Annotated in this window: 9 protein-coding genes; 3 read left to right on the top strand and 6 right to left on the bottom strand. The window is 37.6% G+C overall.

Features of this window, described 5'->3' with window-relative positions; genetic code table 11:
* Window positions 1-136 precede the first annotated feature (136 nt).
* Both wecA and glmM read left to right on the top strand, forming a co-directional pair.
* Window positions 137-1,213 carry a UDP-N-acetylglucosamine--undecaprenyl-phosphate N-acetylglucosaminephosphotransferase gene (wecA, locus tag I6E85_RS02555; protein WP_197236539.1) on the top strand — a complete coding sequence of 359 codons (1,077 nt, stop codon included), beginning with the start codon at window positions 137-139 and terminating at the stop codon, window positions 1,211-1,213.
* 154 nt (window positions 1,214-1,367) lie between these two features.
* Window positions 1,368-2,723, top strand: a complete 1,356-nt coding sequence (glmM, locus tag I6E85_RS02550) for a phosphoglucosamine mutase (protein WP_197236538.1) — start codon at window positions 1,368-1,370, stop codon at window positions 2,721-2,723.
* Between the two features lie 150 nt (window positions 2,724-2,873).
* On the opposite strand, the gene I6E85_RS02545 is transcribed toward glmM, so the two are convergent.
* The 5 genes from I6E85_RS02545 to I6E85_RS02525 form a co-directional block, all read right to left on the bottom strand.
* The gene (locus I6E85_RS02545; RefSeq protein ID WP_197236537.1) at window positions 2,874-4,028 is read right to left on the bottom strand and encodes a DUF3596 domain-containing protein; all 1,155 of its coding nucleotides are present in this window, start codon (window positions 4,026-4,028) and stop codon (window positions 2,874-2,876) included.
* A gap of 421 nt (window positions 4,029-4,449) precedes the next feature.
* Window positions 4,450-5,730 (bottom strand): hypothetical protein, encoded by a 1,281-nt coding sequence (locus tag I6E85_RS02540; RefSeq protein WP_197236536.1) that lies wholly within the window; start codon window positions 5,728-5,730, stop codon window positions 4,450-4,452.
* The gene (locus I6E85_RS02535; RefSeq protein WP_197236535.1) at window positions 5,727-8,525 is read right to left on the bottom strand and encodes a site-specific integrase; all 2,799 of its coding nucleotides are present in this window, start codon (window positions 8,523-8,525) and stop codon (window positions 5,727-5,729) included. The genes I6E85_RS02540 and I6E85_RS02535 overlap by 4 nt, the downstream gene beginning before the upstream one ends.
* Complete coding sequence (locus I6E85_RS02530; RefSeq protein ID WP_197236534.1) at window positions 8,518-10,095, bottom strand: hypothetical protein; 1,578 nt, start codon at window positions 10,093-10,095, stop codon at window positions 8,518-8,520. The genes I6E85_RS02535 and I6E85_RS02530 overlap by 8 nt, the downstream gene beginning before the upstream one ends.
* A gap of 10 nt (window positions 10,096-10,105) precedes the next feature.
* Entirely contained in the window at window positions 10,106-10,582 is a 477-nt protein-coding gene (locus I6E85_RS02525) for a hypothetical protein (RefSeq protein WP_197236533.1), read from the bottom strand.
* Window positions 10,583-12,481: 1,899 nt separating this feature from the next.
* Between I6E85_RS02525 and I6E85_RS02520 the strand changes: the two genes are divergently transcribed.
* Window positions 12,482-12,931, top strand: coding sequence for an antitoxin Xre/MbcA/ParS toxin-binding domain-containing protein (locus tag I6E85_RS02520; RefSeq protein WP_010555242.1), 450 nt, complete (start codon window positions 12,482-12,484; stop codon window positions 12,929-12,931).
* A gap of 325 nt (window positions 12,932-13,256) precedes the next feature.
* On the opposite strand, the gene I6E85_RS02515 is transcribed toward I6E85_RS02520, so the two are convergent.
* Window positions 13,257-14,231, bottom strand: a complete 975-nt coding sequence (locus I6E85_RS02515) for a hypothetical protein (protein WP_197236532.1) — start codon at window positions 14,229-14,231, stop codon at window positions 13,257-13,259.
* Between the last annotated feature and the right edge of the window lie 589 nt (window positions 14,232-14,820).

Genomic DNA, 14,820 nt, shown 5'->3' with positions numbered 1-14,820 from the left:
CATCTGTTTTTTCATGGTGCTAGCACTAACTATTAAATTAAAGACTTTTCGCACTTTAAAAAAATATTTAACATACTACTTTGGTGATCAAAGTTTTAAGTTATTTAAAATAATTGATATATAGAATGGAGCTTAGATGTTAATTGACCTACTTTTTACCTTTTTTATTGCCTTTGCAATTTTATTTTTAATGCGTAAGGTTGCACGTAAAGCTGGTCTTGTTGATAAACCTTCTGGGCGTAAGCTACATTCAGGAAATATTCCATTGGTGGGGGGGATTGCTATATGTATTACTATCATAAATTATATTTACTCACATCCCGGTATGATTAATCATGCTAATTTATATATGCTATGTATATGTGGTTTAACAGCAGTTGGTGCACTGGACGATCGCTTTGATTTAAGTGTTAAAATACGTATGTTAGTACAAGCATTGATATCAGTTGCTATGATTTATTTTGCTAATGCAGAGTTGTATAGCTTAGGAAACCTATTAGGCTTTGGTGTTATTGAACTAGGCATCATTGGTGGCTTAGTCACTGTCTTTGCTGTTATAGGCTGTATTAATGCCTTTAATATGGTTGATGGTATTGATGGGTTATTAGGCGGCTTATCAATAGTCACATTTGGCAGTGTAGGTATATTATTATCGCTTTCTGGTGAGCAAAGTTTAAGTTACTTATGTATATTATTAGTTGTTTGCATGATCCCTTATATTTTAATGAACTTAGGTTTAGTCGGCCACAAACGAAAAGTATTTATGGGTGATGCAGGTAGTATGATGATTGGTTTTACTGTTATTTGGTTGCTAATTGGTGCAAGCCAAACAGAAGGTAACCCAATGATTCGCCCAGTAACCGCATTATGGCTTATTGCAGTACCGTTAATGGACATGGTTTCAATAATGATACGCCGAGTTAAGCAAGGTAAATCTCCTTTTAAACCCGACCGCGATCATTTGCACCATATTTGCCAGCGCTTAGGTTTATCGTCATTACAAACATTAGGTTTAATCTGTTTTATTGCTTCAGTATTTGCAAGTATAGGTATTGCAGGTGAAGTGCTTTTAGTACCAGAATACATTATGTTTTATGGGTTTATAGCTGTTTTTATAGGCTACCTAGTAATATTGGTTAACCATTGCAAGGTAATTAATTTTTGCAGACGTATACTTAACTTACCAGAAAAAGAATATTCAACTGCTAAGTAATACTAATCCGTGTTAAATATGAGTGTTTTATTTAGAATATCTAGAGGTATACAGGTTTAGTGTATTAAAAGCTGGCAAAAGCGTGAGTAGCACTCGCGCTTTTTGCTTTTTAAAGCTCATCTTAAAATCGTTTTTAATTTAAAAGGAAATAATCATGTCACGTAAGTATTTTGGTACCGATGGTGTAAGAGGCAAAGTAGGCACGTTTCCTATCACGCCAGATTTTGCAATGAAACTTGGTTGGGCTGCAGGTACGGTTTTAGCCTCAAGCGGTACTAAAGAGATTTTAATCGGTAAAGATACACGTAATAGCGGTTATATGTTTGAGTCGGCAATGGAAGCAGGCCTTTCTGCGGCGGGTGTTAATGTTGCCTTTGTTGGCCCTATGCCTACCCCCGCGGTTGCCTATTTAGCATCAACGTTTAGAGCCGATGCCGGCGTTGTAATTAGTGCCTCGCACAACCCTTACTACGATAACGGGATTAAATTTTTTAATAACTTTGGCACTAAGCTTAACGATGAGCAGGAGCTTGAAATTGAAGCCTTGCTTGAACAAGCATTAAAAAATGATGCAATGCAGTGTGTTGGCTCAGAGCGTTTAGGTAAAGCGAGACGCATTAATGATGCCGCGGGCCGATACATTGAATTTTGTAAAGGCATATTTGCCAAAGACTTAACCCTTGAAGGCTTAAAAATAGTTGTAGATAGCGCTAATGGCGCAGCGTATCACATTGCCCCTAATGTTTATTCAGAGTTAGGTGCTGAGGTGATCAGCATTAATGACAAACCCGATGGTTTAAATATTAATGAGCAATGCGGTGCTACCCATTTAGATAGCTTGCAATCTGCCGTAGTAGCTAATAATGCAGACTTGGGTATAGCGCTCGATGGTGATGCCGACAGGCTAATGCTGGTTGATGATGCGGGCAACGTTGTTGATGGTGACCAAATTTTATATATTCTGGCAAAAGCGGCGAAGTTACAAGGTAATATGGACGGCGGTGTTGTAGGTACGCTTATGTCGAACCTGGGCTTAGAGCTTGCGCTTAAAGACATGGATATTCCATTTAAGCGTGCAAAAGTAGGCGACCGTTATGTTGTTGAGCAACTTAAAAACACCGGTTGGAAACTAGGCGGTGAAGGCTCTGGGCATATTCTACACTTAGACTATGCAACCACGGGTGACGGTATAGTTGCATCACTTTTAGTGCTAACCGCGCTTATACAGCAAAAGCAATCATTAAAAGATTACGTAGCGGGTATGCAAAAACTACCTCAGGTACTTCTCAATGTGCGTTTAACACAAAATAATGCCGATGAAATACTTGATACTGATTCAGTAAAGCAAGCTGTACTTGATGCCGAAAGTATATTGGCAGACACTGGGCGTGTTTTATTGCGAAAATCAGGCACTGAGCCACTCATCCGCGTTATGGTTGAGTCTACCGATTCGGTGGCCTCGCAAGCGCAAGCTGAGCATATTGCAAGTGCAATTAAAGCGTTATTGTAAAACGTATTACTAGTAGGGAGTGAGTGTACACTCACTCCCTACGCTATTTTTAGATACGCTCTGTTGGAGTGTCATCTAGGCGTTATTACAAATATCCCTATTTGGAAACGTTAATGCGGTTAGAAGCACGCATACCCCAACTTAACCCTGCTAAGCAATCCCACGCTCAACCATCATTTCATTAAATGCATACCCATCCTGCCTAGATGCATTAGCTACATATGGCGCATAAACCTCAAATAATAAACGTGTATCGCTATGCCCTAACATATGTGAAATATAAAGCGGGTTTTCGTGTGCGGCAATATGCAGCACAGCCGCAGTGTGGCGTGTTTCGTAAGGGCGCCTACGTGCTAATCCCGCTTTTTTTAATGTGGGATACCACAGCTGTTTACTCACAAAGTGATTAACGAGTGGGTTGTCTTTATGAGTAAATACAAAGTCACTACTTGTTTGCTCTTTTAAGCGGTTGAATAGTGTATAGAGCGTATCGCACATTTTTAATTCACGGCGTGACTTAGGTGTTTTTACATCACACAGCTCACCATTAACCCAATTATGGCGAATACGAATAAGACGATGGTTAAAATCAATGTCTTCCCAACGTAAGCCGTGCACCTCACAACTGCGCATACCTGTCCAAAAACGCACTTTAAAGTAATCTTGCCACTGTGTAGGCACTGCTTCTAAAAACCGTTGAACCTCATCAGCCGTTAATGGGTTAGAGTCAGCGCGCTCTTCTTTAAGTATTTTGTATCGGCGCATAGGGTAAGGAAAGTTATGCTCTTCAGCCGCCAAGCTTAAAATCGCAATAAGTGGCCATAAAATGCCATTAATACGCTTGTTGGTGAGCTTTCGTCGGCCATTCTTTTCTATCAATGTTAAGCTTTTACGAAAATAATCTACATTGGCCAATGTAATTTCGCTTACCAATATATTACCAAATTCAGGGATCAAATAGGTATCGAGCGTATTGCGTACTACGCTTTGGTAGCTGCTTTTCCATTTGGCTTTTTGACGATCGAACCACTCATTGGCGTAGTCGTTAAAAAATGGGTGAAGGCGATCGGGGTGTTTACTGCGCTGTAGAGCTTCAAACTTCGCTACTTTTTTACTCTCAGGAAAATAATCACGGTATTGAAACGTTTCTAAATCAATTTCCGCGTTCATTTTTTTGAGTAGGGTATTGGCTTTTTTTAAATTAGCCGGCGTTGCTATGAGCTTGGTGCCTTCACGAAAGCGTTGCCCATACAGGTGTAAATCAAATTGAATACGCCCATTCGGGCGAATACGAATGTGAGCCATAATGGCCTCCATTAGTTAGTCGATCTATAAATAGATCTATCCCTCACCAATGGAATTCGTTAGAATTAAGCCATCGGCTGGGTCGGTTCAAAGTCATCGCAGCCGGTACGGGGTAGGGAGGTGCCAGCCTCTTTACCCCAACTGCTTATAAGATACCAACTCGCAATAATACGTAATCAATCTGAAGTATTAGACCTGACGCTAACAGCGTTAAAAATTTCTGATTTAGAACCACTAAATAACAAAATTTTTGCCTTGTTTTCGACACGGTTTTCTTGCTTCACAATAGCTTACTAAATTAAGCGAATTGGTATTTTCCCCAATCATGCTAATACCATACACTAGGTACGAAATCGCACAACTGATTAAAAATACACTAATAAATATAACAGTAACTGTTTATTTGTCCAGTGTTTTTGTGTTAATACTCTTCCCCTTCATCAGCATAGAAAGCAAATAAATCCTCTTGTACTTCTTGTTTCTCATGCTGCGTATTACCTTGGTTTTTATTAAAACTTTCAAGCATTGCTAGCACCCTCGGTAGCTCGCTTTCGTTTTTTTCTATCGCAATGCTACGATAAGGTAGTTTATCTTCTAGTGAGTAATACACCCCTAGCTTCAGTTCACCATTTTGATATTTAATAATTTCTAGCCGCGTACTTGTAGCACCAATTAAATCTTTGATTTTTATACTTAGTAAGTCTCTGGGTGAAAAGCGATACAGAGAACCATTATTACTCTTTTTACCACTTACTTTTGATACCGTTACACGGTAAACAAATTTATATGGGCCTGTAAATACAGCAATTGCAGCTTCTTCATTGCTCAAATACAACAATGCGTCATTTGCTTTTTTGATGACTCCATACGATATAAAACAGTGTCTAAGTTCTTTTTTAAATGCATGAAAGTCTAACTCAGCGTACTGTAGAGTCTGTGTTTTTTCTGGCGTTTTTGTATGAAACTCGTTGAGCCCAACTACAGAGCTGGTTACTGAACCTTCATCTACTTTAAATATGAGTAATTCCCCTTGTTGGGCTATTTCAATCTCATTACTATTTGTGCTGTAACACAAGTCAGTTAATTGTTTAGTAATTTCAGGTGTCATAACCATAGAGATAGGCAGTTCTATGTCGTTGGATAAATGCTTGTCTTCTACTTTGCCATCGCGTTGTACTCGAATACGCTGGTGTTTCTTATCCAGTTCACAAAGTTCAAAAGGCATATGCTCTGTAGATTCAAAAACTATACGTTCAATAACTGATTTGGAGACGATAGTGGTTGGGAGCTTCTTATTATCTTCAAGGTAAGTTAAATGTTCTTTAAAAGTATCACTGCATTCACATCGACGTAATGTTGCTTGATTGTCTTTGAGGCCAATTTGAAACAACTCTATGAAAGAGGAGTTAGTTGACGAAGTTTGAAAGCCTAATTCAATATCTTGGTTTGATGCAAAGTAGTAAGGTAGCTGTTTTGCGTAGCTGCCATCAATAGAAAACGTCGTGTCTTTTAGGTTGGTCGATCGTTTATCAAGTATAAAAACACAATGCGCAAACAGCGGTTTTTGACCGGTGACTAACGTTAAAGAACGTTCTTTCTTGTTTATTAATACTGTTGCTGAGCTATCAGCATAACGAGTATCAATATTTTCAGTTATGTTTTTAAGTAGCTCTTTTTTATTACGGGGAATAATCATTTTCATTGTTGAACCTCATGAGGTTGGAAAGACTGAATAAAATTTTGTGCAAATTTGAGCACATTGGGGGGAAGTGATGTTTTGGGACTTAAATAAATAGTCAGCTGAGTTTTTCCTGCTGATTGTTTATAGATTTGAACAACTTCGTTTTTCTGAATAAACAGTTTCTTTAGTAACTGTAGTTGTCGGTCGCTGTTGATTTTTCGATTGACTGATAATACAAATTTACTCGTTAACCAACCCCAATCGCTATGTCTAAAAGCGGTGGTAAATGCACGAGCGTTTTTGCTATTGCAGGCCAGCGTGATTTGTAATGATTGGCCATCATCAGAAAGTGCAACGGGAGGTAGATTGCTTAGAGCTGTATGCTGCTTTTTAGAAACCGGTTGAATATGATGCTTACTGCCATTACCCCATATAAAGCTCAGTGAATATAAGTCGAGGGCTTTATTTTTTAGCATGGCTTTAAATATGAAGCCGAGTAACGTGCGTTTACTGTTATTAATTGATTTTTGCCAAGCTAAAGCATAATCAACAGTTGATAGCGTTTTTTTTGTTTGGACCCCTTGGCCAAATATGACCTCTCTGAGCTTGTTATCGCACAGTCTTACAGGTTGACTACGTTTTTGTCCCAGTGTTTTATTGGCATAATCAGGACTCAGCTTAAGTAATATACGGGATAGGTCGTTAGAATTAGGCTTTAGCCCAAATAAATAGCGCAGTTCACTGTGAGTATATTCACGAGATATATACGGTGAATGAGTACGGCTAACGATAGGTAGCAACCATTCAATATCGTGTAAGTATGACCAACGTGTCGTGCTGTAGTGAATATGGCCAATTTGCAGACCCATTTCATCTAAAAGTGCGGCATCATTAATCTCACACACGGATCTGCCTTCAAACCAATAATCAAAGCGTATACTCACTGCCTTACTAGATAGGAATTCACACTCAAGTATTGTTTCCCCTCGTAGCTCATCAGGTGTATTACTTACGCAATGTAGTGTTTGCAGCATAAAAATATGTACCCCACTGTGTCTTAAATGATGAAAGTTAAAGTGCGAACCAAACAAACAGCGCAATGCTCGTGACACGGGTAATAAGTAATAAAGCTGCCGCGAATGATATTTTTCACCTTCAAATCCAAGCAAAGGTTGATCGCGATCAGAGTGTTTCTTAATTTCAAATAGATAAATAAGCAATTGACGATACTGTTTAGGGATTGTGGTGTATATCTCTCGTGAAGTATTACCTTTTGTTTTGCCTTCAGGGGTATTAGCAACGGTAACGGTTAAAAGCCCAGTACGTGGTTTAAATCGAATATCTTTACGGCGTAATCTCAGAACTTCACCGCGGCGAAGCATAGCGTAAAATCCCAATAGCGCAGCGATCGTACAAAACAGACTACGAAAAGGGTATTTAGATTTATTATCTATAAGCGTTTTAATTAGGTGATCAAGTTCGTCTATGTTTAATCGAGCAGGACTCACCGAAGGCGGTACTAGAGGCGAACTAAAGTTGGATAAATCAAGCGTATCCGTTTGTTCCTGGTAGCTTAAAAAGCGTAAAAAGTTATAGAAGGTTACTTTTACATTGTCGGAGTCTATCGAGTCATAGACAGTTTTGGCCCATGCATTAATAACCTCTTCACTAATAGCATCGGCGTAGCATAGCGGGTAGGGCTCAAGTTTACTTTTAAGCGAGGTATAACTTTTAATAGACCCGAGTGCAAGGATCGCTTTCTTAACTCCTCCATACACGAGTAGCTGTTTCGTATAATCGAACAACAAGCGCGGTAGAATATTATTGGCATCCCAAGGAGGTGTTTCGATAGTTTCCAAGCTTTCTGAATGTTTAAGTAGTATTTCGTGTGGCCAGCGTATTTTTTTTTGTGATTTAGCTAATGAATCAAACCACTTCGTATCCCAGTCAATGGCATAAATATCAGCCTCTTTTATTTTGGATGCCGTAATGGTGTTTGACAGGCCTACATGTCGCTCAGGGTTAGCCAAATCCTTAATGAAAACAGGCGGTAGCTGAAAACGAAGATACCAATGGATTTGAAATCGTTTCGGCCATATTTGCTTTCTAATACAGGCCGGTAACCCATTTTCTTCCAACCAACTTGATAAGTCTGCATACAAACATTTTGAGCTTATTCTTGGAGGTGATTGCGCATAATAATTCTCTAAGAAACGATAGCTTTCGATCGATAAATAATAATGAGTTGCTCTTAATTCATCTGCTCCATACCCCATGTGAGTAATAGCAAGGCGTGGATTATCTTCTTTATCTATAATCGAATTTGGATTATTTAAAATAGCGCTGATATGCGCAAGTAATAAGGGAGCCACTTCAAACCCTATCATTAATGCCATAAAGCTAGGTGTTAATGTCCCTCTTGTATCAAAAAAATAAGTTTTTTGTTGCTGGTAGCGAGAATAAATTAGCTGTGCATGCGCAGTACCTTTTGCAAGTTCCTCAAAGTATTTAAGATTAGTGTCGTTTATTGTGTGTTTAACAAACTCAGGGACTTGCCAATGAGCGATGTCAGCTAAATAAAAAAGAATCCCTTCAAGCGCTTGCCGATATATTCGTTGTTTTCCTGTTGGAATAGTATTGATCTGCCGATTGATACACCTAAGATCGCTATTATCGACAATACGCGTTTTCTTTTCTGCTAGTTGCCAACGATCTAATACCCAAAAGATTGCGTCTTCAGTGACCTTTAGTGGCCAAAAGTGAATCAAATAATCAGAGATTTGTTTAGTGTGCAGATTTATTAATCTTTCAGACATATACTAAAGCCTTCAGTCCTAGACGCTCTGGTAGAGAATTTAGATAGCTTTTCATTGCATCGAATCGAGCTGGAAACAACATATCGCTTCCGAGGCGCTCTCCCAGGTTTTCATGCCCCATGAGACGGTCAATATCCTGATCGAATAGCTTTTCTGAAAATGTATGGCTATTAGCGCAATGACAAAAGAAATGACGTAGCTGGTAAGGCACAATACCAGGCCAAACCTTTGCCATAAATAAGCGTAATTCGCGACTAGTCAGTGGTGTTGGTGTGTTTTTTTCATCACACTTATACCAAAGCTCATCTAATTCTGTATGTATATTAAGTTGCGAGCGAACAACTGATTGTAATAATAAGTACTGCTTAATTTCTTGCTGCAGGTAATCACAGAGTATGAGTTGTCTAAGGCGTCCTTTATCTTTAATAAAGGTAATATCAGAATCTGAATAGTAGACAGATAAAATACTGATGCTATGTGTAGGCCTTGCGCCTGTAAGAGCAATAAATAGCAGTGCAATGCGATAGGTCGCATAATTGTAGTAGTCACGTAACGCTGACTTATTTACGTTTTGAGTATTTTTACTGCCGGCTTTTACAAACGTACTTTGGAGAGCACTTTCGACTAATGTATGTAGTTCGTGGAAAAACTGACTGACGTGGTTATCTTCAAGTGAGCGAAGGCTACCTATTAAAGTTGCTGGAATACGTTTTTTATTAATGCCATTTTGTGCGGTATCAAGTTCAAACTGACTTATCTCCCCCGGTTGCGATAAATAGCCAGCCTTTTTTATTGACGCTTTAATAAGGTTTATAGAAATCCCTTTTAGAAAAAGTTCAAAATGCGCGAAAAGTTGAGCGTTCCTTGCTTCGTCTATGAGTCGTGATAAGTAGCGGTTATGCGCATCAAATAACTTATAGCGGATACGATCACTATTGAGCTGCTGGTAATACATCGCGCTAGTATGATGTGCTTTATCAGGTGCAATAAGCTGTAGGCGAACAATCGCACCCAGTGTATTGTCGGCTCGAGCACAATTAATAAAGTAATGCTGGAACGTATCTTTGTGAATTCGCGGATGCTTTGTTAATGTGCTTGGTGTTTTCCAAGTAGACTTCATCAGCTCAAACAAATGTACTTTGCCAGTTAGGCTTAAAAAAGGCGTATCGTAAGATTGAACACTAATAAACTTTTGAAAAAATGTATTTAAGTACGTAGGCATAGGCTGCCATAAATACATAATATGTTTTTTGTACTTACAAGGTCGCGCATACTCAGCCCACGATAGTGTGCCATCAAAGTAAGTTCTAAAGGTGTTTTCCTGACAGGGAGTCGCGCCAGATATTTTAACAAAATCAGGAATATCTTTTGGCGTACTAATCTGTTTCCAGTCTTGTGTTAGCCACATAAACATTGCCACCGCGGTCATCGCCGGGCGAGTTTTAGCGTCAACCTTAGCCAGCTTCTTCAACATAATGGCTAAGGTTGTGGCATGCGCTAATGCATTAGGGTAACAACCACCGGAATTATTTAAACGGTTACTTCTTGCAATATGGTCAGTTAAACTCATGCTTGGCACCTCATTTTCGAAAAGCAGAAGGCGAGGTATTGGCTAAATTAGCCAATACCTGTTGTTTAGGTATTGGTATACCTTGTTCTTCGAAACAACTAAGCCGGCGTTTCAGGTTTGTGCTTAAGTTAGCTTTCAAAGACAGTGTTAGTGCGTGGTCGTATAGCAATGTAGTTGCAAGTACATACTCGACGGCTTCTTGGGGATAAATCTGTAATTTTATATTTAATTTCGCTTTTAGCGGGTGTGCTTTAAAGCGCTCAAACATACCACTTGATGCAAGCGTTAAATAACTATCGTCGTGAGTATCGGTAGTGACAGCTAAAGGGTACAAATCTAGTAACAATTGCACGACTTTAATTGGCAATGCATGAATACTTTGATTGGCTTTTAGCTGTATCACATCATTTTTTGTCAGTTCAATTAAAAGCGGGTGAGCTTTTAAGTCAGCCTTTGAAAGTGGGATCGATTTCTGTCTGTATTTCATAAATTCGTTTTTCCATACGTTTTAATTATTAAAGGATCATAAAACTTTAATTTTACTGCTATGACGATTAAGTCATGCTAATAAGGCCTACATAATCGAAGCAGAATTAAAAAAGTTACCTTGTTAGAAATACAGAAAAGGAATAATTAGCTTCATAAATACAGAGCTAATCGCAAATTGATTTTAAATAAATTACTTTTATTTCAATTTTTAGTGATTATTCTGTTTTTATGCTTAAAGCGGATTTGAAGATGGTGAATAAGATTCTTTTTATATTTTATACATATGAAGGGGGAAAAGTTACTGATGAAGTATCATTGATTTGTCACCTTTTTTGAAGTTTGTCGATTTACCTCAAAAACGTAAATAGTGTCATTAAATCGTTCATTTTAGACACGCTATTATTCATTTTAAGAAAGGCGTAGACAATATGGCTATAACGCTTAAAGTGTTGCAAGTTATAAAATAGCTAAAGTATTTTGACTGCTATAAATGCAATTGGGCTATTGAATACGTTAAATTAAATACTGCGTAACTTGTAAATAGAGTTCGCTGCCGAACCATTTATGAGTTTTCGACTCAGCTTTATACTATTCAATTTGTAAAAAAGAGTTCGCTGCCGAACCATTTATGAGTTTTCGACTCAGCTTTATACTATTCAATTTGTAAAAAAGAGTTCGCTGCCGAACCATTTATGAGTTTTCGACTCAGCTTTATACTATTCAATTTGTAAAAAAGAGTTCGCTGCCGAACCATTTATGAGTTTTCGACTCAGCTTTATACTATTCAATTTGTAAAAAAGAGTTCGCTGCCGAACCATTTATGAGTTTTCGACTCAGCTTTATACTATTCAATTTGTAAAAAAGAGTTCGGCGCCGAACCATTTATGAGTTTTCGACTTGGTTTTATATTATTCAATTTGAAAAAAAGAGTTCGGCGCCGAACCATTTATGGGTTTTCGGCTTGGTTTTATACTATTCAACTTGAAAAAAGAGTTCGGCGCCGAACGGTTTATGGGTTTTCGACTTGGTTTTATACTATTCAATTTGTAAAAAAGAGTTCGGCGACGAACCATTTATGGGTTTTCGGCTTGGTTTTATACTATTCAATTTGGAAAAAGAGTTCGGCGACGAACTGTTTATGGTTTTTTGGCCCAGCTTCATACTATTTAATTTGTAGAAAAGAGTTCTAACGTGAACCAAAGCTCGCAAAAAATAAGAGCTTTACTCATGCTGTCTCCCGCTGGAACTTTGATATAGCTTAATAAGTATTAATAGAGCTTCTTTGATATATACTTAAAGAGTGATTCATAGGTATTTAATCGATGGCTTCGCATTCTAGCTGATAAGTAGAGTGGATCAGACCATATCGCTATAAAAAATGGATTAAATCCATGAATGCATACGACGTTAGGAATGTGGATTAAATGTAGCTTAAAATAAATCTATGAATTTTTAACTTCTTTTGGAACTGCGAAAAAATTACCCTGCTTGAATAACGTATATCATCAAAATAAGCATTAATATGCTCAACCATGTTATCACCTCAGAGTTTGGGTGGATCTCACGGCACAATCCGAATTGCCTTCTCTTATAAGTGAAGCATGATAGTTATAAACATTTCTATTTAGTGCTGTAAGTTAGGGGACTTTGCATTTACTCCGTGTTTAACGTAATAGGTCATAAGCTCAGCTTTGTGTTAAGTCAGGTGTCAACGAGCTTATTTTGGTAAGGGCCAGCAGGGTTAATTAGTTATTTTTTCTAGCAAGCTTCAAGTACCGAATTTTACCAGTATCACTATAAGTTGTTTTATTTATAGCCCATACTTTGGCTAGTGGTCTTTGTTAAGTGGTTAAGCTAAGATTAAATTAATATTAATCAGCTTAAGTAAGGTTTTTATATGCATACTTCTTTTAGGCCTCATTATAATCCCGACCTTTTAGATGTGCTGAGCAATAGACGAATTAATCTTAATTCAAATCCTTTAGACGAAATCGATTTTTTAAGCCAGCGTTTGGATATCAGTAGCATTGAAAGATTGCGATGTGAATTAAACTGGGATAGAGAAACATTCCTTAAAGTGATCGGTATAAATACGCGGGACATTGGCAATTATAAAAAAGGTGGTCAACTTTTAAATATTACAGTCGTTGAAAATATTGTTGAGCTGGCCAAAGTAGCCACTGTGTGTCTTCATTACTTTGGAAGTGTTGAACGTTGGAATAGATGGTTAAATCAAGAGAGCATACAATTTAATAACGCACCGCCGCTTGCTGTTATTCATACAATCCGTGGTCGTGAATTAATAAAAAAAATGATTGTTAGTCTGCAAAATGGCTACGCAGCTTAAATGAAATACGGCCCAATTGATTGTACTCGCCAAACATAAGTGTTGTTAGTTTAAGCCCGATGTCCATATCGAAAACCTGCAAGTATTTTTAATTGATTAAATTAAATCGGCTAGGGGTGCTGCTAGGATGCTTACACTTTATCCTTCCGAACGGCGCGTTAAAAAATGCAACAAGGCTATTTTAAACTTTTTTATAAGAGGAGAGAGAGTTTGTCACTGCTTGAGTAGTTTCAGAAATACTAAAGAGGGTCACATTTAATGTAGACCCTCTTCTTACATCTAAAATTATTTTAATAAACATATCATTGATATATAACTCTTCTAATCAAATAGCCTCGTATTGTTTTATATTGTACAAGAGATCAGCTAAACGTGAGTTAAGCAGTGAACTTCTGTAACCTGCTTTTTGCAGAGTCTTTAATTTTTCCAAATATAATTTAATTTCAGCTAAGTTATCTGAAAGACCCTTATATACCAGTATTTCAGGAAGGCTTAATAAAAGCATGTCGTATGGAAAATCTTTCTTTATTATCTGAAGGAATTTAGCTTCTTTTTTATTACACTGAATGGGGAACTCTATGCCGTCTCCTCTACAAAGGTCATTTGTCAGCATACCTCCCCAATTGTTAGCATCAGGGTTTTCCTGAACATATTTAATGTGTGCATCAATGAACTGAACATATAATTTACCTACATCATTGGTTATTTGTATTTGTTCAAGCTGCTCTTTTTCGATTCGGTACACGTCTGGAATATAAGGATATTTGATTTTTTTTACAAATGAGTCTTTATCAATAAGCTTTAAATTAAGTGATAATTTCATAGCTAAAGCGATAGGATCTTTCTCTGAAAATAGGTACTCATCGAATTGAACCAATTTTCCAGCTAATTGATTGCTTTGCGAATATCTAAGAGAGCAAAACCCGGCAGCAAGAGAGTACAATCTATCTTTTAATACTTTGCGAGATTCATAACCCACTGAAAAATTATATTGTGTAGCTGGATATATATAATTTCTACACCCCCAATCATTTTGATCATCATGGCTATAATATGCATAAAAATAATAAGTAGCGTGTGGATAACCTTCATCTCTTAATTTACGTGCTATTTTATCGGCTTCTTCACTGGCCCCAGCTAAATTTCCCAATTTATGCGCCCTGATTAGTTGGGCTTGCTCTGGGCTTTTCATTATTTCAGGAGAATAAGGTTTACCGTATTTATTAATATTTGGTGGAGGGGTAGATTTACATCCAGTAAATAATAATACTAACAAATAAGTTATTACTATCTTTTTCAATTGTTTATTCCTTAACGTTAAGATATTCATCAAATCTAATGATACCTAAATTTTATTTTTTTGTATTACTTTTTCTGCATTTAATAGGAGTATAGTGCTACCTTTATTGTCCGCTAGTTAGGGTGAAGCAGGGAGCTCGATTTGTAATGAGTTCACCTAAACTTAGCTTAGGCGCCCGTAAAAAGCCTCAGTGTTAATCCTAGAGTCGAGTAACATAATTAGTAGCGTAACCGTGCACGCTTATTTGCTTTTGCTTTAGATATCAGTTGCCTTTACTTACTTAATAGCTACATTTTACTATAAAAAGCGTTGAGGTCTTTCAGGCCTTTTAAAAGTGATTTTTCCTAAAATTCTAGATGTTATGCGCCCCTTTTCATTCACCTGTTTTATTTGGTTATCTGCGTTTATTCACAGGTTTTAGCTGGTCAATACTGTCTCAAATGCTTAAGTCGGCGCGTATTTGCGTCTCATGGGTAAAATGGGGCGGGTGCAAAGCTAAGCGGTAAAAGGGCTGTCGGGGAGGGGAGTGTTTTCTTCTAATAGCGGGAACTATTAGATAAAGAACTTACATAACTAAATTGAGGTATTG

It is taken from the genome of Pseudoalteromonas sp. NZS71, assembly GCF_015864715.1.
In the GTDB taxonomy this organism is placed as follows: domain Bacteria; phylum Pseudomonadota; class Gammaproteobacteria; order Enterobacterales; family Alteromonadaceae; genus Pseudoalteromonas; species Pseudoalteromonas arctica.
This window is presented reverse-complemented; position numbering and strand designations above follow the sequence as displayed.

Excerpts from the sequence above, each read along its gene's own strand:
- wecA (WP_197236539.1), top strand. The coding sequence starts at position 137 with ATGTTAATTGACCTACTTTTTACCTTTTTTATTGCCTTTGCAATTTTA.
- glmM (WP_197236538.1), top strand. The coding sequence starts at position 1,368 with ATGTCACGTAAGTATTTTGGTACCGATGGTGTAAGAGGCAAAGTAGGC.
- I6E85_RS02545 (WP_197236537.1), bottom strand. The coding sequence starts at position 4,028 with ATGGCTCACATTCGTATTCGCCCGAATGGGCGTATTCAATTTGATTTA.
- I6E85_RS02540 (WP_197236536.1), bottom strand. The coding sequence starts at position 5,730 with ATGAAAATGATTATTCCCCGTAATAAAAAAGAGCTACTTAAAAACATA.
- I6E85_RS02535 (WP_197236535.1), bottom strand. The coding sequence starts at position 8,525 with ATGTCTGAAAGATTAATAAATCTGCACACTAAACAAATCTCTGATTAT.
- I6E85_RS02530 (WP_197236534.1), bottom strand. The coding sequence starts at position 10,095 with ATGAGTTTAACTGACCATATTGCAAGAAGTAACCGTTTAAATAATTCC.
- I6E85_RS02525 (WP_197236533.1), bottom strand. The coding sequence starts at position 10,582 with ATGAAATACAGACAGAAATCGATCCCACTTTCAAAGGCTGACTTAAAA.
- I6E85_RS02520 (WP_010555242.1), top strand. The coding sequence starts at position 12,482 with ATGCATACTTCTTTTAGGCCTCATTATAATCCCGACCTTTTAGATGTG.